15 protein-coding genes are annotated in these 17977 nt (G+C 63.5%); 14 read left to right on the top strand and 1 reads right to left on the bottom strand.

The features are described 5' to 3' along the window. The first annotated feature begins 123 nt into the window (after positions 1-123). From bamA to OQE56_RS09350, 7 genes are all read left to right on the top strand, one after another. A complete protein-coding gene (gene bamA, locus OQE56_RS09380; protein WP_267223753.1) occupies positions 124-2568 on the top strand; it encodes an outer membrane protein assembly factor BamA in 2445 nt (814 codons plus the stop codon). Positions 2569-2724: 156 nt separating this feature from the next. Continuing rightward, positions 2725-3753 carry a UDP-3-O-(3-hydroxymyristoyl)glucosamine N-acyltransferase gene (gene lpxD, locus OQE56_RS09375; protein ID WP_267223751.1) on the top strand — a complete coding sequence of 343 codons (1029 nt, stop codon included), beginning with the start codon at positions 2725-2727 and terminating at the stop codon, positions 3751-3753. Then, a complete protein-coding gene (gene fabZ, locus OQE56_RS09370; protein WP_267223749.1) occupies positions 3746-4219 on the top strand; it encodes a 3-hydroxyacyl-ACP dehydratase FabZ in 474 nt (157 codons plus the stop codon). Before lpxD ends, fabZ begins: the two co-directional genes overlap by 8 nt. After that, positions 4216-4989 (top strand): acyl-ACP--UDP-N-acetylglucosamine O-acyltransferase, encoded by a 774-nt coding sequence (gene lpxA / locus OQE56_RS09365; protein ID WP_267223747.1) that lies wholly within the window; start codon positions 4216-4218, stop codon positions 4987-4989. The genes fabZ and lpxA overlap by 4 nt, the downstream gene beginning before the upstream one ends. A 64-nt stretch (positions 4990-5053) precedes the next feature. Then, the gene (lpxB, locus tag OQE56_RS09360) at positions 5054-6265 is read left to right on the top strand and encodes a lipid-A-disaccharide synthase (protein ID WP_267223745.1); all 1212 of its coding nucleotides are present in this window, start codon (positions 5054-5056) and stop codon (positions 6263-6265) included. Between the two features lie 40 nt (positions 6266-6305). Further along, positions 6306-6896, top strand: a complete 591-nt coding sequence (rnhB, locus tag OQE56_RS09355) for a ribonuclease HII (RefSeq protein ID WP_267224341.1) — start codon at positions 6306-6308, stop codon at positions 6894-6896. A 442-nt stretch (positions 6897-7338) separates the two neighbouring features. Then, a complete protein-coding gene (locus tag OQE56_RS09350) occupies positions 7339-7551 on the top strand; it encodes a hypothetical protein (protein ID WP_267223743.1) in 213 nt (70 codons plus the stop codon). A 60-nt stretch (positions 7552-7611) separates the two neighbouring features. Here OQE56_RS09350 and OQE56_RS09345 read toward each other — a convergent pair whose 3' ends face one another. Then, a complete protein-coding gene (locus tag OQE56_RS09345) occupies positions 7612-9051 on the bottom strand; it encodes an amino acid permease (protein WP_267223742.1) in 1440 nt (479 codons plus the stop codon). A 161-nt stretch (positions 9052-9212) separates the two neighbouring features. Here OQE56_RS09345 and OQE56_RS09340 point away from each other — a divergent pair, with 161 nt between their 5' ends. The 7 genes from OQE56_RS09340 (at position 9213) to OQE56_RS09310 (ending at position 17918) form a co-directional block, all read left to right on the top strand. Beyond that, positions 9213-9764: a TlpA disulfide reductase family protein gene (locus OQE56_RS09340; RefSeq protein ID WP_267223740.1), complete on the top strand. Its 552-nt coding sequence runs from the start codon at positions 9213-9215 to the stop codon at positions 9762-9764. A gap of 92 nt (positions 9765-9856) precedes the next feature. Further along, positions 9857-13411, top strand: a complete 3555-nt coding sequence (dnaE, locus tag OQE56_RS09335; RefSeq protein WP_267223738.1) for a DNA polymerase III subunit alpha — start codon at positions 9857-9859, stop codon at positions 13409-13411. 158 nt (positions 13412-13569) lie between these two features. Next, positions 13570-14526 carry an acetyl-CoA carboxylase carboxyltransferase subunit alpha gene (locus OQE56_RS09330; protein ID WP_267223737.1) on the top strand — a complete coding sequence of 319 codons (957 nt, stop codon included), beginning with the start codon at positions 13570-13572 and terminating at the stop codon, positions 14524-14526. 126 nt (positions 14527-14652) lie between these two features. Beyond that, positions 14653-15408 carry an NYN domain-containing protein gene (locus tag OQE56_RS09325; protein WP_267223735.1) on the top strand — a complete coding sequence of 252 codons (756 nt, stop codon included), beginning with the start codon at positions 14653-14655 and terminating at the stop codon, positions 15406-15408. Beyond that, the gene (gene tilS, locus OQE56_RS09320; RefSeq protein ID WP_267223733.1) at positions 15401-16696 is read left to right on the top strand and encodes a tRNA lysidine(34) synthetase TilS; all 1296 of its coding nucleotides are present in this window, start codon (positions 15401-15403) and stop codon (positions 16694-16696) included. Before OQE56_RS09325 ends, tilS begins: the two co-directional genes overlap by 8 nt. Positions 16697-16777: 81 nt before the next feature. Beyond that, the gene (locus OQE56_RS09315; protein ID WP_267223731.1) at positions 16778-17035 is read left to right on the top strand and encodes an exodeoxyribonuclease VII small subunit; all 258 of its coding nucleotides are present in this window, start codon (positions 16778-16780) and stop codon (positions 17033-17035) included. Next, positions 17019-17918 (top strand): polyprenyl synthetase family protein, encoded by a 900-nt coding sequence (locus OQE56_RS09310; protein WP_425601613.1) that lies wholly within the window; start codon positions 17019-17021, stop codon positions 17916-17918. The genes OQE56_RS09315 and OQE56_RS09310 overlap by 17 nt, the downstream gene beginning before the upstream one ends. The last annotated feature ends 59 nt before the right edge of the window (positions 17919-17977 follow it).

Below are 17977 nucleotides of genomic sequence, written 5' to 3'. Positions count from 1 at the left end.
TGGTTCACCCGTCGCATCTGGGGAAGATGCAAGCACCCTTTCGAGGCTGGGCTTGTCCTGGCTTCACCTATTGATCGGGGCGGCTCCGGCCGCCCCGTCCGAATAAAACCAACGGAATCGACGATGAAGCGTATCGCCGCCCTGATCCTGCTTGCCTCACTGACTGCCAATGCCTTTGCGTTCGAGCCGTTCGTCGTTTCCGACATCCGTATCGATGGCCTCAGCCGCATCTCCACCGGTACGGTGCTCAACTACCTGCCCGTTAACCGAGGCGACCGCCTGACCAACGATAGCGCCCAGCGCGCTATCCGCGCCCTGTACCAGACCAAGTTCTTCAGCGACGTAGAGATCAACCGCGAAGGTGACATCATGGTCATCAAGGTGATCGAGCGCCCGTCCATCGCCAAGCTGAACCTGCGCGGCAACAAGGACATCAAAGAAGACGATCTGCGCAAGGGCCTGAAGGAAATCGGCCTCGCCGAAGGCGAAACCTTCGACCGTCTCTCGCTCGACCGCGTGCAGCAGGAACTGGTGCGCCAGTACTACAACCGCGGCAAGTACAACGTGTCGATCGAACCGCACGTGACCAATCTTGATCGCAACCGCGTTGCCATCGACATCGAAATCCGCGAAGGCAAGGTTGCCAAGATCAAGGAAATCAATGTCGTCGGTAATAAGGCGTTTACCGACAAGGAGATCCGTACGGGCTTCGAGTCGGACACGACCAACTGGATGTCCTGGTATTCCAAAGACGACCAGTACTCGCGCGAAAAGCTTTCGGGCGACCTCGAGAAGCTGCAGTCGTACTACATGGACCGCGGCTACGCCGACTTCGGCGTCGACTCGACCCAGGTCACCATCGCGCCGGACAAGCGCACCATGTACATCGCCGCCAGCGTGAAGGAAGGCGATATCTACACCATCTCCGACGTGCATCTGCTCGGCGAGCTGATCCTGCCGGAAGAATCGCTGCATCAGCTCGTGTACGTGAAGAAGGGTGACACCTTCAACCGCAAGGCGATTGAGGCCAGCACCAACTCGATCAAGACCATCCTGGCCAGCATCGGCTATGCGTTCGCCAAGGTGACGCCGGTGCCGAAGCTGGACAAGGACAAGCGCACCGTCGACCTCACGCTCTACATCGAGCCGGGCAAGCGCGTGTACGTGCGTCGCGTGAACTTCCAGGGCAACACCCGCACGGAAGACGATGTGATGCGCCGCGAAATGCGCCAGCTGGAAGGCAGCTGGTTCTCGCAGCCGGCTATCGACCGCTCCAAGATCCGTCTGCAGCGTCTGGGCTACTTCAAGACCGTCAACATCGACAAGGCACTGGTGCCGGGCACCGAAGACCAGGTCGACCTGACCGTGAAGGTGGAAGAGCAGTCCGCCGGCAGCCTGATGTTCGGCGTGGGTTACTCGCAGTACTCCGGCATCATCCTGTCGGCGTCGGTGTCGCAGAACAACTTCCTCGGCACCGGTGACAGCTTCACCGTGGGCGCGTCGCGCAGCGACTACTCCACGTCGATCAACGCGAACTACTTCAACCCGTACCTCACCGACAACGGCGTGGGTATCGGCTACAACGTCGGTTACACCAAGAGTAACTACGCTGACACCAACAGCAACTTCGTGAACTACGAAAGTTCGCTGAAGTCGTTCTCCAGCTTCCTGAGCTTCCCGATTTCGGAAACGGACAACATCCGTACCGGCCTGGGCATCAGCAGCAACAAGATCAACCTCAACTACCAGTACGTCGATACCAACGGCGTCATTCAGACGACCAGCTACTCGCCGCAGGTGCTGATCGACTACCAGAATGCGATTGGTCACCAGACCGTTCACACCTGGGACGCCACGCTGGGCTGGACGCACGACACCCGCAACGGCTATTGGGCACCGACGCGCGGTGGCCTGATCTCGCTGTCGACCGACGTCGCCCTGCCCGGTTCGACCGTGCAGTACTACAAGATCTTCGGTGAGGCCAACCATTACTGGCCGATCGGCAAGGGCTTCGTGCTCTATCTGGATGGCCAGGTCGGTTACGGCAAGGCCTATGGCCAGACCTTCCCCTACGACGGTGGTACCACCTATAAAGCGGGCGAGGCTGTCACCTTCCCGTTCTGGGAAAACTTCTACTCCGGCGGTGTGCGTGACGTGCGCGGCTTCCAGGACAACACGCTCGGCCCCCGCGTCTGTACGGGCACGGATGCGAACGGCAAGCCGATCCAGCCCAATGCCAACGGCACGTGTACCGGCAGTGCGTATTCCTACGCGCAGCCGCTGGGCGGCGCGTTCAAGGTGCTGGGCACGGCTGAGTTGTATCTGCCGCTGCCGTTCCTCAAGGACATCAACACCGCCCGTGTGTCGTGGTTCGTCGACGTCGGTAACGCCTACCAGGATTACCAGAGCTTCACCGCCAAGACCCTGCGTGTGTCTACCGGTGTCTCGCTGCACTGGCAGGCGCCGATCGGCCCGCTGATCATCAACTTCGCCGTGCCGCTGCGCACCCAGCAGGACGACGGTCACTACGAAGAACGCATCCAGTTCACCTTCGGCAGCCAGTTCTGATGGCCTGAAGAACCCGAGGGAAGTAACTGCAGAAGGCGCGGCCATGCCGCGCCTTCTTTTTGTGGCCGCCATCACCATGCCCGGCGGCCACGGCCCGAGGAATTTTTGATGCTCCTGCCGGGGCGCCCTACAATGGCCCGATTGCCGGGAGCCGATATGAGCGTTTTCCAAACCACCGTTGCCGAACTCGCCGAACGGTTCGGTCTCGTCTGTCACGGCGATGGCTCGCGTGTTATCGATGGCGTCGGCACGCTGGCCGGTGCCGGCCCGAGCCAACTCAGCTTTCTTTCCAACAGCAAATACTCCTCGCAGTTGAGCAGCACCCGCGCCGGTGTCGTCGTCATGCGTGAGGAGAGCGTGGCTGAGAGCCCCGTAGCCGCCCTGGTGGCACGCGACCCCTACGTGTCCTACGCCAAGATCGCCGCACTGTTCGAGCGCCTTCCTGCGGCGCCTCAGGGCATTCACCCCACCGCGGTGGTAGCCGCCAGCGCGCGTGTCGCGCCCACGGCCAGCATCGGCCCCGGCTGCGTGATCGACGATGGCGCGGTGATCGAAGACGGTGCGGTATTGGGCCCGCACTGCATCATCGGCCCGGACTGCATCGTGGGTGCACAAAGCCGCCTGGTGGCGCGGGTGACCCTGGTGATCCGCGTCACCCTGGGCAAGCGCGTGCTGGCCCATCCCGGCGCGGTGATCGGTTCGGATGGCTTTGGCCTTGCCTTTGACCGCGACCACTGGATCAAGCTGCCCCAGCTGGGTGGTGTGCGCATCGGCGACGACTGTGAGATCGGCGCCAACACCACCATCGATCGCGGCGCACTCGACGACACCGTGCTCGAGGAAGATGTGCGGCTGGATAACCAGATCCAGATCGCCCACAACGTTTATATCGGCGCGCATACGGCCCTGGCCGGCTGTGCGGCCGTGGCGGGCAGCGCCAAAATCGGCCGCTACTGCATGATCGGCGGAAATGCAGGCGTGCTCGGCCATCTGGAAGTGGCTGATCGCGTTACCATTACCGCCAAGAGCCTGGTCACGCACTCGATACGTGAGCCCGGCGAATATTCTTCGGGCGTGCCGCTACAGGAAAACCGCCTGTGGCGCCGTAATGCGGCCCGCTTCAAACATCTCGACGAATACGCACGCCGGCTCTCGGCGTTGGAGAAGGACAGCAACAATGAGTGACCTGACCGTGCCCTTCCACCTCCCTGTGAATGTGGAACAGATCCAGCAACTGCTGCCGCATCGCTATCCGTTCCTGCTGGTCGACCGGGTGATTGAACTGGTGCCGGACAAGAGCGTGGTGGCGCTGAAGAACGTGACCATCAACGAGCCGTTCTTCCAGGGTCATTTTCCCGGTCACCCGGTGATGCCGGGCGTGCTGATCGTCGAAGCGATGGCACAAGCTGCGGGTGTCCTCACCCAGATCTCCAGCCGTCTCAAGGGCACCACCGGCAGCCCGCTGTTCTACCTGGCCAAGGTGGATAACGCCCGCTTCAGCGCCCCGGTGGTGCCGGGCGACCAGCTTCGCCTTGAAGTAGAGCTCAAGCGTCTGCTGCGCAGCATGGGCCTGTTCCACGCGCGCACCATCGTTGACGGCAAGGAAGTGGCCAGCTGCGAACTGATGTGCGCCGCGAGGTCAGAGAAATGATCCATCCCACCGCGCAGATCGACCCCTCCGCGGTTATTGCCGAGAACGTCAGTATCGGCGCCTACTCCGTGATCGGCGCCGATGTACACATCGGCGAAGGCACGGTGATCGGCCCGCACGTGGTCATCGAAGGTCCCACGCGCATCGGCCGCGACAACCGCATCAGCCAGTTCGCCTCGCTGGGCGGCGACCCGCAGGACAAGAAGTTCAATGGTGAGCGCACGGAGCTGGTGATCGGCGATCGCAACCAGATCCGCGAGTACGTCACCATCAACCGCGGCACCGGTGACGGTGGCAGCAAGACGCAGATCGGCAACGACAACTGGATCCTTGCCTACGTGCACATCGCGCACGACTGCAAGATCGGCAACAACACGGTGTTCTCGAACTATTCCGCGCTCGCCGGTCATGTCGAGATCGGCGACTGGGTAGTGATGGCCGGCTTCTCCGGCGCGCACCAGTTCTGCAAAGTCGGCGCGCATGCCTTTATCGGCATGGGCTGCCTGCTGGGCTCAGACGTGCCGCCCTACGTGACAATGGCCAACGAGCAGCGCGGCCGCCCGCGTGGCATCAACAGCGAGGGGCTGAAGCGCCGCGGCTTTGACGCCACGCGCATCTCGGCCATCAAGCGCGCTTACCGCACGCTGTACATGGCCGGTCTCACCCTGGCCGATGCGCGCGAGCAGCTCGTGACGCAGGCGGCGGACAGTGAAGATGTGCGCGCCATGCTGGAGTTTCTCGATCGCAGCGAGCGATCGCTGGCACGTTGATATGAGCAAAGCTCATATCAACGTATCGAGCACGCGCTCTGGCTCTGGCGGTTGACGTAACAACATGTCCCTCGTTGATGCGTCAACGCAAGCCCCGCTCATTGCCATCATCGCCGGCGAAGACTCCGGCGATCAGCTCGGCGCCGATCTCATCGCCGCCCTTCGCCGCCGCTACCCCGACGCACGTTTCGTCGGCATCGGCGGCGCGCGCATGCAGGCCGTGGGTTTCGACTCCTGGTACGACATCAAAGAGCTGTCGCTATTTGGCTTTGCAGAAGTGGTTTCGCATCTGCCACGCCTGTTACGCCTGCGAAAAGAACTGGTCACGCGCCTGATCGCCGCCAAGCCTGCCGTGGTGGTCGGCATCGACGCGCCCGACTTCAATCTGGGCGTCGAAAGGCGTCTGCGCGAAGCCGGCCTGCGCACCGTGCACTATGTAAGCCCATCCGTCTGGGCCTGGCGCGAGAAGCGTGCCGAGAAAATTGGCCATAGCGCGAATCGCGTGCTGTGCCTGTTCCCGATGGAGCCCGCCATTTACGCCAGACATGGCGTCGACGCGCGCTTCGTCGGTCATCCACTGGCGGATCGCTTTACCCTCGTGTCCGATCGCATCGGCGCACGCGACGCTCTGGGCCTGCCCCAGAATGTACCGGTGCTCGCCGTACTGCCCGGCAGCCGCGGCTCGGAAATCAAACAGCTCGGCAAAACGTTTTTTGATGCGGCACGCCAAGTTGCTGCCGAACTGCCCGGACTGCGCATCATCGTTCCGGCCGCGAATGAGCGCGTGCATGCCACCCTCAAGGCCATGCTTGACGGCATGAGCGGCGACGGCACCCCGGAGTTGATAGAAGGCCACGCGCACGAAGCGATGCTTGCCGCCGACGTGGTACTGCTGGCGTCAGGCACGGCAGCGTTGGAAGCCATGCTGGCCAAGCGCCCCATGGTGGTGGGATACCGCGTATCGCCGGTGAGCTATCGCATTGCACGCGCGCTCAACATGCTCAAGACGGACGTCTATTCGCTGCCCAATATCCTGGCCCGCGCCAGCGGCATAGGCGGCGACGCGTTGCTGGTTCCCGAGCTGATGCAGGATGACTTCACTGCCGATAAGTTGGCCAAGGCGACCACGGCATTGTTCCAGGACAGTGAGCGCCGTGGCGCCATCGTCGCCGCGTTCGAGCAACTGCACCTGGCATTGCGTGGCGGTCTCGAAGGCCACGCAGGCGATCTGGCCGCCGATGCAGTAGCCGAGCTGATCGAGGCACATCGTGCCTAAGGCGAAACGCGCTACGAGTCCCTCTGCGCCGGCTACAGCGATCATCAGCGGCAGACTGATTGCCGGCGTGGATGAAGCCGGCCGCGGCCCGCTGGCAGGTCCGGTGACCGTTGCCGCGGTCATTCTGGATCCTGCTCGCCCCATAACAGGCTTGAACGACTCCAAGAAGCTCACCGAGGCGAAGCGCGAAGCGCTGTATCCGCAAATCATCGAAACAGCGTTGGCGCACTGCGTGGTGATGGTGATGCCTGACGAAATCGATCGCATCAACATCTACCAGGCCACCATGACGGGCATGTGCCGCGCCATCGCCGGCCTGAGCCCCGCCGCAGAAGAAGCGTGGATCGACGGTAACGCCTTGCCGCGTGAGCTGCCCTGCCCCGGGCGCGCCATCATCGGTGGCGATGGGCTGGAGCCAGCCATCAGCGCTGCGTCGATTCTGGCCAAGGTGACGCGCGACCGTTGGATGGTGGCGTTGGACCAGGAACATCCCGGCTACGGTTTTGCCGTACACAAGGGTTACGGCACACCGGCCCATCTGGATGCGCTGAAACGGCTGGGCCCCTGTCCGCAACACCGCCGCAGCTTTGCGCCGGTCAAGCTACTGGTGGATCAGGGCGTGCTGTTCTGAGTTTCACGCACAAACAGACGTCCATATCAGCGTCGCTGATTCGTTGAGCAAAGCAACGACAAGACCAAATTCGACGTGCCGATGCATGTCTAACGACCCACGTCACTCGCATGTAACGAGGCTAGAATAATGTCGACTCACGGGAATCCGTGACCTGCGACACGGCCCCGACAAAGTCAGGAAACAGTGGGAAATCCCCGCTTTTTACGAACATCACAAGGCTTTTACCAAGGCAACCTTTTCCGCCATCACTGCATCTCAAGAGATACAGGAAGCGAAGGCACCAAGCCGCTCATAGCCCACGCCAGTACAACCGCATCACCTGATTCTGCGGCACGGCGCACTTCCAACAGGCAAGGATGCACGGCCCCATGCGGTCACCCCAAGCCCCATGGGATCTTCGGACTCCAACCCGCGCGTAGCTCACCGCAGGAGTCGTGTCATGTCACTTCCCCACAACACGCACAACCCAACACCGCCATACGGCGCCAGCCTGAACGTAACGCCCTCAGCGCAATTAACGTCTGAGGAAATCACGGCCATCGCCGACGCCGAACGCGAGCACGTTGACTACGATCGCCATCCGCTCAAGGTGCAAGGCCTGGATCACTACATCGACAGCCCGGTTGCAGCTGAGCGCTTCCACATTTCATGAACCAACGGGTGTCAGCGGCGACGGAGTAGAGGCCATCCGTCGTCGCAGAGGAGTGTGCGATCAGGCGCTCTGCCGCAGACGGCTGTTCCGGTAGCCATAGCCGACGTAGATGAACATGCCCAGCGCGGTCCAGCCTGCCAGCAACATCCAGTTGCCTTTGTTCATCTGCGCCAGCAGGAACAAACAAACCACCACACCCAGCGAGCACACCACCGGCGCCGCCGGCACGCGGAACCCACGCGGCAACTCGGGGCGCGTGCGCCGCAGCACCAGCACGCCGATGCACACGGTGGCGAAAGCCAGCAGCGTGCCCATCGACAGCAGATCGCCTAGCAGGCTCAACGGAAACACCGCCGCCAGCACGCCGCCGATAACACCAACGAGTACAGTGGTGCGATGCGGTGTCTTGAAGCGCTCGTGCACAGTGCCGATGCTACGCGGCAGCAGGCCGTCGCCGGCCATGGTGTAGAGAATGCGCGCCAGGCCCATATGCATCACCAGGATCACCGAGGTCAGACCGGCCACGGCGCCCACCTGCGTCAGCAGCTTCAACCAGGCCAATGGCGGATGCGCGGCCAGGGCCGTGGCCACCGGCTCGGCGGTGGCCAATTGCGGATAAGGCACCAGACCGGTGAGCACCGCAGCCACGATGATGTAGAGCACCGTGCAGATCGCCAGCGAAATGAGAATGCCGGCTGGCACATTCTGCTGGGGATTGCGCGTCTCCTGCGCCGCCGTCGCCACCGCATCAAAACCGATGTAGGCATAGAACACGCTGGTTGCGGCGCGGAACACGCCAGACCAGCCGTAATGGTCGTCGCCCTGGTTGGCCGGCACGTAGGGATGCCACAACGAGGTGTCGATGTACTGCAGGCCAAACACGACGAACAGAATCACGACCAGCACCTTGAGCACCACCACGACGCTGGCAAACATCGTCGACTGGCGCGTACCCGCGTAGAGAAGCGTGGTGATCGCCGCTACCACGAGCAAGGCCGGCAGGTTGATCCACGCACCGGTGGTGACGAAGTGACCGTCCTTGAAGGCCAACGGCGCATTGGCCAGCACCGACGGCACATCGACACCCAAACTGTGCAGCAATCCCACGCCGTAGCCGGACCAGCCAACGGCGACCGACGACACCGCCAGTAAGTATTCGGCCACCACGTTCCAGCCGATAAACCACGCCAGCAGCTCGCCAAACGTGGCATACGCATAAACGTAAGCACTGCCCGACACCGGCAGCATGGCCGCGAACTCCGCATAACTGAGCGCCGCCAGCGCCGCTGCCAAACCGGCGAGTACGAACGAAATCGTCAAAGCCGGACCCGCATGCTCGGCGGCCGCCTGCCCCGTGATGACGAAAATGCCCGCGCCAATCACTGCCCCAACACCAAGAACGATCAGGTCCCTGAGGCCCAGCGTGCGTCGCAGGTTGTCATTGGCGCCCAGCGTTGTCTCGATAGGTTTGACGGTGAACAGCGAGCGGATCAGTGACATCGGCTTTCCCCGGCAGCGCCAGCGCCACCGTTCAAGTGAAGAAAGCACCGGACCATGCCAGTCCCGGCCCTCTACTGCAACCGCCATGGGTCCACCCTTTCCCGGTCACATGACCGGCCCGGCACTTCCGTTACGCTTGACGCACCAAGGGAGGGGGAAACATGAGAACGTTCATTCGAAGTGCGCTGGCCATACTGGCATTGAGCATCGCTACCCTGTGCCAGGCCCGCCCGAGCCCGGGCGACGTTCCGCCCGACTACCTGGGCCGTGATCGCGACGGACACGACGTGCGCGTGTCGGAGCTGCGCGGCAAGGTCGTAATCGTTTCCTTCTGGGCCTCGTGGTGCGGTTACTGCCGCAAGGAACTGCCGGTGCTGGCCGCGCTGCAGAAGCTGAAAGGCACCAGCGACCTGCAGGTCGTTGGGGTAAACCACGATGACGACTACGACAAGTACAAGGATCTTCTGCGCCGCTGGAAGAGCCTCGACGTTGTCCTGACCTACGATCCGCCGGATGGCCGTATCGGCAAGCCTTACGGGGTCAATGGTCTGCCTTTCCTGGTCATGATCGGGCGCGACGGGCGCGTCGCCCATGCGCACTATGGCTATGACGAAGACATGCTCGACACCATCATGTCTGAGGTCAATGAGCTGCTCGACCAGCCAGCGCCAGCGACCGCTGCCGGTACCACCACGTCACCGGCATCCTCCTGATCCAACGTAAAAAAACCGGGCCGGGAGCAATGTCAATTCTTGCCCGGTCCGGGCCACACCGTTAGGCTGGACCTCCATCCTGCGCGTGCGCCATGTCCGTCCGCTTCGCTCACCTCCACCTTCACAGCGAATACTCGCTGGTCGACTCGACCATCCGTATCAAGGGAATGGTCGACGCCTGCGTGCGCCTGGGTATTCCGGCGGTCGCGCTGACCGACGACAGCAACATGTTCGCGCTGGTGAAGTTCTACAAGGCCTGCAGCGCGGCCGGCATCAAGCCCATCGGCGGTTGCGACCTGTGGGTCAGCGCACCGGACGACCCGCGTCCCTGGCGTCTCACCCTGCTTATCCAGAACCACGCCGGCTATCTCAACCTGTCCCGGCTGGTGTCGCGCGCCTGGCGCGACGGCCAGCACAGCGGCCGCGCCATGGTCGATGCCGCCTGGCTGACACCGGAAGTGACGCATGGCCTGATCGCGGTGCTTGGCCGCGACAGCGAAGTGGCACGCATCGCCGTGAACCAGGGTGTGGATGTTGCCGCTGCACGTGTGCGTCCGTTCGCCACGCAGATGGCCGATCGCCTTTATCTCGAACTGACCCGCACCGGACGCGAGGGCGAAGAGAACTGGAACGCTGCCGCACTTGGCCTCGCCACGCAGCTCGACCTGCCGGTGATCGCCAGCAATGACGTGCGGTTCCTCAAGCAAGACGGCTTTGAATCGCACGAAGCGCGCGTATGCATCAACCAGGGCCGCGTGCTCGCCGATCCCAAGCGCCCGCGCGACTACAGCGACCAGCAATTCCTGAAGTCGCCCGATGAGATGGAGGCGTTGTTCGCCGACATTCCCGAGGCGCTGGAAAACACCATCGAGCTCGCCAAGCGCTGCTCGCTGGAACTGAGCTTTGGCACGTACTACCTGCCCGACTTCCCGGTGCCGGAAGGTCATGACCTGGCCAGCTACATCCGCGAAATTTCACGCCAAGGCCTGAAGGAACGACTCGAATTCGCCGGCGTCGCACCCGGCCGCACGCGCGAGGAATACGAAGCGCGGCTGGAACGCGAGCTGGACGTCATCATCAAGATGGGCTTCCCCGGCTACTTCCTGATCGTGGCGGACTTCATCAACTGGGGTAAGCAGAACGGCATTCCCGTCGGCCCCGGCCGTGGTTCGGGTGCCGGTTCGCTGGTTGCCTGGGTGCTGAAGATCACTGACCTGGATCCGATCCAGTTCGACCTGCTGTTCGAGCGATTCCTCAATCCAGAACGTGTGTCGATGCCCGACTTCGACATCGACTTCTGCATGGATCGCCGCGACGAAGTGATCGACTACGTCGCGCGCAAATATGGCCGCGACCATGTCAGCCAGATCATCACCTACGGTTCGATGGCGGCGAAGGCCGTGCTGCGCGACTCTGGCCGCGTGCTCGGCATGGGCTACAACGCGGTGGACCGCATCGCCAAGCTCATTCCAGCGCGTCCGCTCGACCTCACGCTGCAATGCGCGCTGGGCCGTTCGGAAAAGGCCAAGAAAGAACCCGATCGCATCGTCAAGGATTTCTGCGATCTCTACGACCAGGACGAAGAAGCGCGCACGCTGATCGACCTGGCGCTGAGCCTGGAAAGCATCACCCGCGGCGTCGGCAAGCACGCCGGTGGCGTGGTGATCGGCCCCAAGCCGCTTACCGAATTCGCGCCGCTGTATTGTGAACCGGGCGGCGCGGGCGTCGTCACGCAATACGACAAGGACGACGTGGAAGCCGTCGGCCTGGTGAAGTTCGACTTCCTCGGCCTGCGCACGCTCACCATCATCGACTGGGCGGTAAAGGCCATCAACGCGCGCCGCGCGGCGAAGGGCGAAGAAGAACTCAACATCGCGGCCATCGCCACCGACGACGTCGCCACCTACGATCTGCTGAAGAAAGCGCAGACCGTCGCCGTGTTCCAGCTCGAATCCTCGGGCATGCAGCGCATGCTCAAGGATGCGAAGCCCGACCGCTTCGAGGACATCATCGCGCTGGTGGCGTTGTACCGCCCCGGCCCGATGGACCTGATTCCCAGCTTCGTCGCCCGTAAGCACGGCCGCGAGGAAGTGATCTATCCCGACCCGCGCGTCGAGCCGATCCTGAAAGAGACCTACGGCATCATGGTCTACCAGGAGCAGGTGATGCAGATGGCGCAGATCGTGGGCGGTTATTCGCTCGGCGGCGCCGACCTGCTGCGCCGCGCGATGGGTAAGAAGAAACTCGAGGAAATGGCGAAGGAGCGCGCCAAGTTCCGCGAAGGTGCCGCCAAGGACGGGCTCACCGGCACGAAAGCCGATGAAATCTTCGACTTGATGGAGAAGTTCGCCGGCTACGGCTTCAACAAGTCGCACGCGGCCGCGTACGCGCTCGTCTCGTACCACACCGCCTGGCTGAAGGCGCACTACCCCGCCGAGTTCATGGCCGCGACGATTTCGTCGGACATGGACAACACCGACAAGGCGGTGACCTTCATCGACGAGTCGAAGGCGATCGGCCTCAAGGTGCTGCCGCCTGACGTCAACTCGTCGGAATTCATGTTCGTCGCGGTGGAACCGCGAGTGATCCGCTACGGCCTGGGCGCCATCAAGGGCGTTGGCCAGGGTGCGTGTGAAGCCATTGCCGAAGAACGCAAGCGTGGTGGCGATTACAAGGATCTGGCGGACTTCTGTCGCCGCGTGGATTCGACCAAGCTCAACCGCCGCGTGCTCGAAGCGCTGATTCTTTCCGGTTCGCTCGATGCACTGGCGCCCAACCGCGCCAGCCTGATGGCCCAGCTGCCGAACGCCATGAAGGCGGCGGATCAGCACCTGAAAAACAAGCAGTCCGGCCAGAACGACATGTTCGGCGCGATGATGGGTGCCTCCGCACCGACGGTCGAGGTGGATCTGCCCGTCGTGGCGGAGTGGCCACTCGAACAATTGCTGCAAGGCGAACGCGACACGCTCGGCCATTACCTGTCCGGCCATCCCACCGATCCTTGGCGGGATGAGCTGGCCCAGCTCTCAACCTGCCCGCTGGGTGAGATCGCCGACCGCTATCAGCCACCCAAGCCGCGAAAGAGCGACGGTGACGACAACCGCTTTCGCCGCGGCCCGGATACGCCATGGACAGTCGCTGGCATGGTCACCGCCGTGCGCAAGCGCGGTGACAGCGATGCCTTCGTACGCCTCGAAGACGGCACCGGCATCATTGAGGTGAGCTTCTTCGGCGAGATCTATCAGCAGATGGCCCCCCTGCTCACACGCGATCAGTTGCTGGTGGTGGAAGGCGGTCTGCGCGTTGACGAGTTCTCTGGCGGTGGCTTTGCCGTACGCGCCCGCAGCGCCTACACGCTGGGTGACGCCTGCCGGCGCTTCGCTCGCCTGTTGCGTTTAAAACTGAATGGCGTGAGCCCGACCTTCATCGACGATCTGCGCCGTACACTCGCCGGCTACCGCGGTGGCCGTGCCAGCGTGGTCCTCTACGGCTACCACAACGCCATCGCCCAGGCCGACCTGGAGCTGGGCGAAGAGTGGCGCGTGGACGCGATTCCGGAGCTCCTGCGCGCCATCCGGGCAGTGCCGGGTGTGGAGGCAGCCAAGCTGCGGATTGTGAAGACGGAAGACCGCCCGCGCGGCGACTGAGACACCTCATCCTTTCCTGTCCGTCACTCCGGCGCGGGTCGGCATAGCGAGCAAAAGCGCGCACGCCTTCACTCTTTCCTCACCCCCATACGCCCCCGTTCCCGCGTTTTTCCCCAGACCGGTATACTGCCGCGCTTCCGTGTCACGAACTGCACCGAATGAATCCCAACTTCCTCGATTTCGAACAACCCATCGCCGAGCTGGACGCGAAGATTGAAGAGCTTCGCCACGCCAGCCACGGGCAGGCGTTCAACATCGACGAAGAAGTCGGCCGTCTGCGTGAAAAGCTGAAGCTGAAGACCAACGAGATCTTCCGCAGCCTCACGCCGTGGCAGGTGACGCAGCTGTCGCGCCACCCGGCCCGCCCGTACACGCTCGATTACATCAGCGTGATGTGCGACGAATTCCATGAGCTGGCAGGCGATCGCGCCTTTTCGGACGACGCCGCCATCGTGGGCGGCCTGGGCCGCATCAATGGCCGTTCGGTGATGATCATCGGCCACCAGAAGGCACGCGACACCAAGGGCAAGGTACGCCGCAACTTCGGCATGCCGCGCCCCGAGGGTTACCGCAAGGCGCTGCGTTTGATGAAGATGGCCGAGCGTTTCGGCCTGCCGCTGATCACCCTCATCGACACCCCGGGCGCCTACCCCGGCGTCGGTGCCGAAGAACGCGGCCAGTCCGAAGCCATTGCCCGCAACCTGCTGGAAATGGCCGACCTCAAGACACCCATCGTCTGCACCGTGATCGGTGAAGGCGGTTCGGGCGGCGCGCTGGCCATCGGCGTGGGCGACCGCACGATCATGCTGCAGTACTCCACGTATTCGGTGATCTCGCCGGAAGGTTGCGCCTCGATTCTGTGGAAGAGCGCCGAAAAGGCTCGTGACGCCGCCGAGGCACTGGGCCTCACCGCACCGCGCCTGCTGGAGCTGGGCCTGATCGACAAGGTGGTGCGCGAACCGCTGGGCGGCGCCCATCGCAACCCGCACTCCATGGCTGTTCGCCTCAAGGCCGTGCTGCTCAACCAGCTCGACGAGCTGGAAGCGCTGCCGATGAAGGATCTGCTGGACCTGCGCTACAAGCGCCTGCGCGGCTACGGCGCGTACACGGAATAAAGCAGGAGTGAGTAACCAGAAGTGAGGAGTGAGAGAAACGCTCTCTCTCGTTTCTCACGCCTCTTCACTCACTCCTCCGCCTTACCGGCGCTACCATCCGCGACAACTCCGCCCGGAATCGCGTCCATGGCCAGTGAACACGCTACCAAGCTTGCTGTTCTTATCGACGCAGACAACGCGCAGCCGACGATTGCCGAAGCCCTGCTGGCCGAGGTGGCCAAGTACGGTACCGCACACGTCAAGCGTGCTTACGGCGACTGGACCAGCACGCACCTGAAAGGCTGGAAGGAGCAATTGCTCACGCAGTCCATCCAGCCCATCCAGCAGTTCGGCTATACCAGCGGCAAGAACGCGACCGACTCGGCCATGATCATCGACGCGATGGATCTGCTGTATTCCGGACGTTTCGACGGCTTCTGCATCGTCTCCAGCGATAGCGATTTCACACGGCTGGCCGCGCGCATTCGCGAATCAGGCCTGATTGTTTACGGCTTCGGTGAGCGCAAAACGCCTGATCCGTTCGTGGCGGCGTGCGACAAGTTTGTCTACACCGATATCCTCGTCGCCAAACCGGACGAAGAACAGCCGCTCAAGCCACGCACGGCCGCGCAGCTCAAGCAGGATTCCAGCCTGGTGAACCTGCTGCGCAATGCGGTGGAAGCCGCCTCCGACGACGACGGCTGGGCCACCTTGAGCGGTGTCGGCTCCATCGTCACCAAGCAGCGCCCCAACTTCGACGCGCGCAGTTACGGCTACAACAAACTGAGCGAACTGATCACGGCCACCACGCTGTTCGAGATGGACCGGCGCAGCCCAGGCGAGGGCCGCCCGAAAGTGATCTACGTGCGCAACAAAACCAAGAAAGCCGCCGCTCGTGAATGAGCTGTCACTGATTCTGCAACACGCGCTGCGCGATCACCCGCCGGGTCCGCTATGCGTGGCCTACAGCGGCGGCCCCGACTCCACCGCGTTGCTGCACGCGTTGACGCAACTGCCAGAGGCGCAGGCCCGCGGATTGCGCGCCTTGCATGTCGACCACGGGTTGCACCCGGATAGCCACGCCTGGGCCGAACATTGCCGGCAACTGGCGCACGAATGGGGCATCCACTGTCTGGTGTTACGCGTGGAAGTGGATCATGCGCGCCGCTACGGACTGGAAGCCGCCGCACGCGAGGCGCGCTATCGCGCTTTCGCACTTTCACTAAGCAAGAGCGAACAATTGCTGCTCGCCCATCATCGCGATGATCAGGCTGAAACGGTGTTGCTCAAGCTGCTACGCGGCGCGGGGCCGGAAGGTCTTGGCGGCATGCGCGCAATGCGCCCGCTGGGCCACGGTGCGCTGTGGCGGCCGCTGCTCGATACGCCGCGTCAAACGCTGCGTGATTACGTGAACCAGCACGCGCTGCCATGCATCGACGATCCGTCGAACAACGATGCGCGACTTTCGCGCAACTTCCTCCGCCACGACATCATGCCGCGCCTCAGCCAGCATTGGCCGCAAGCGGTGGAATCCATCGTGCACAGTGCCAGCCTCAACCGCTCCGCCGCCGACACACTGGCCCGGCAGTGGCGCGCCGAACAAGCACGCCTGCTCGACCCTGTCACCGGCAGCCTCGATGCCAACGGCTGGCTGGCACTCGCCCCCGCCCTGCGCCATCCCCTGCTGGATGATTGGCTGCACGCGCGCGGCCTGCCGGCACCGACCACCGCCCAGCGCGAACAAATCGAACGCCAATGCCATGCCCGCGAAGGTCAGCAGCCCTGCATCCGCTGGGCGGGCGCTGAGCTGCATGTGTGGAAGAGCCGGCTCTGGGCCCTGCCGCCACAGACGGCGATAGACACCACCTGGACAGCCTTGTGGCAGGGTGAGCCCCTGGCCTTGCCCGACGGCGGTAGCCTGCTGCTGGACCCTCCAGGCCAACTTGGCGCCCCGCTGACGGTGGGTCTGCGCCAAGGCGGCGAATACCTGCGTCCTGCCGGGGACGCCCACACGCGCGAACTGCGTGACCTGTTCCAGCAAAGCGGCATGCCGCCCTGGCGGCGAATCGCCTGCCCGCTGCTGTATGCCGGCGACGAACTGATTGGTGTGGGTGATCGATGGCTCGCTCAACGCGGCGTGACCTTGTTCGATGCGGCAGGTACGCGCCCGCACTGGCAACCCGCCCGATAACGGGCTTCCGTCGCACAACCAGCGCGACGGTCGGTCGCTGCAGATTGATTCCGTACGCCCCCTGCGTTAGCTTTGCGGGCCATGGCCAAGTCTGCTTCTGCCCCTGCCAACCCCGCCCCCGCGGCCGATTTCGAGCACTCGCTGGACGAACTCGAGCAACTGGTGGCGCGCATGGAGGGCGGCGACCTGAGCCTCGACGAATCGCTCGCCTCGTTCGAGCGCGGCATCGGCCTCTATCGCCATTGCCAGCAGGCATTGGAAAATGCCGAATTGCGTGTGCGCCTGCTGCTCGACCCCGATGCCCCAGATACTGCCGAACCGTTTGAACCCGACCTCTGATCTCGGACGGGATCTCAAGTCACTGATCGCCCGCGCCAACGAGGTGCTGGCCCGTTCGTTGCCCCCGGAAAACACCGCCCCCATCGAGCTGCATCGCGCCATGCGCTATGCCGTGCTTGGCGGTGGCAAGCGGCTGCGCCCGTTGCTGGTGTACGCCGCCGGCTACGCCTTCGGCGAGACCGGCTCGCAGCTGGATGCGCCCGCTTGTGCGGTGGAGTTGATCCACGCCTATTCGCTGGTCCATGACGACCTGCCGGCCATGGACGACGACGACCTGCGCCGCGGCCGCCCCACGTGCCACATTGTGTTTGGCGAAGCCATGGCCATCCTGGCGGGCGATGCCTTGCAGGCGCTGGCCTTCGAACTGCTGGCCCACGACGTGGACGTGGGCGTCTCCCCCACCCGCTGCGTGGAAATGCTGCGCGTGCTCGGCCGCGCCTGTGGCGCGGAAGGCATGGCGGGCGGTCAGGCGCTGGATCTCGCTGCCGTCGGCCGCAAGCTGACGCTGGCGGAGCTGGAACAGATGCACGGCTGCAAGACCGGTGCACTGATCCGCGCCTCGGTCCAGCTGGGTGGCCTGGCAGCAGGCGCCGACGAGCCCGCCCTCGCCGCGCTGGACCGCTACGCCCACGCCGTGGGACTGGCCTTCCAGGTGCGCGACGACATTCTCGACGTGGAAGGCGAATCGCACGTCATCGGCAAAACCGCCGGCAAAGACGCCGCCGCGGACAAACCCACCTTCCCCTCCATCATCGGCATGGATGCGTCGCGCGAGCACCTGGCGCGTCTCATCAACGAAGCGCTGGATGCCATCGCGTTTCTGGGCGAACGCGGGATATTGCTGGAAGAGCTGGCGCGCTACGCCGCCACACGGGCGCACTGAGGCATCACCGCGTCAACAATCGAGGTCGTGGGGCGTTTGCCTTAAGCAGCCCCTCTTCG

This window comes from Dyella silvae (assembly GCF_026421305.1).
Classification (GTDB): domain Bacteria; phylum Pseudomonadota; class Gammaproteobacteria; order Xanthomonadales; family Rhodanobacteraceae; genus Dyella; species Dyella silvae.
The sequence above is the reverse complement of the archived record's forward strand: the minus strand, read 5'-3'. Positions and strand labels throughout refer to the sequence as shown.

Excerpts from the sequence above, each read along its gene's own strand:
- OQE56_RS09340 (WP_267223740.1), top strand. The coding sequence starts at position 9,213 with ATGAGAACGTTCATTCGAAGTGCGCTGGCCATACTGGCATTGAGCATC.
- lpxD (WP_267223751.1), top strand. The coding sequence starts at position 2,725 with ATGAGCGTTTTCCAAACCACCGTTGCCGAACTCGCCGAACGGTTCGGT.
- OQE56_RS09350 (WP_267223743.1), top strand. The coding sequence starts at position 7,339 with ATGTCACTTCCCCACAACACGCACAACCCAACACCGCCATACGGCGCC.
- OQE56_RS09345 (WP_267223742.1), bottom strand. The coding sequence starts at position 9,051 with ATGTCACTGATCCGCTCGCTGTTCACCGTCAAACCTATCGAGACAACG.
- lpxA (WP_267223747.1), top strand. The coding sequence starts at position 4,216 with ATGATCCATCCCACCGCGCAGATCGACCCCTCCGCGGTTATTGCCGAG.
- OQE56_RS09330 (WP_267223737.1), top strand. The coding sequence starts at position 13,570 with ATGAATCCCAACTTCCTCGATTTCGAACAACCCATCGCCGAGCTGGAC.
- OQE56_RS09315 (WP_267223731.1), top strand. The coding sequence starts at position 16,778 with ATGGCCAAGTCTGCTTCTGCCCCTGCCAACCCCGCCCCCGCGGCCGAT.
- bamA (WP_267223753.1), top strand. The coding sequence starts at position 124 with ATGAAGCGTATCGCCGCCCTGATCCTGCTTGCCTCACTGACTGCCAAT.
- lpxB (WP_267223745.1), top strand. The coding sequence starts at position 5,054 with ATGTCCCTCGTTGATGCGTCAACGCAAGCCCCGCTCATTGCCATCATC.
- dnaE (WP_267223738.1), top strand. The coding sequence starts at position 9,857 with ATGTCCGTCCGCTTCGCTCACCTCCACCTTCACAGCGAATACTCGCTG.
- fabZ (WP_267223749.1), top strand. The coding sequence starts at position 3,746 with ATGAGTGACCTGACCGTGCCCTTCCACCTCCCTGTGAATGTGGAACAG.
- OQE56_RS09325 (WP_267223735.1), top strand. The coding sequence starts at position 14,653 with ATGGCCAGTGAACACGCTACCAAGCTTGCTGTTCTTATCGACGCAGAC.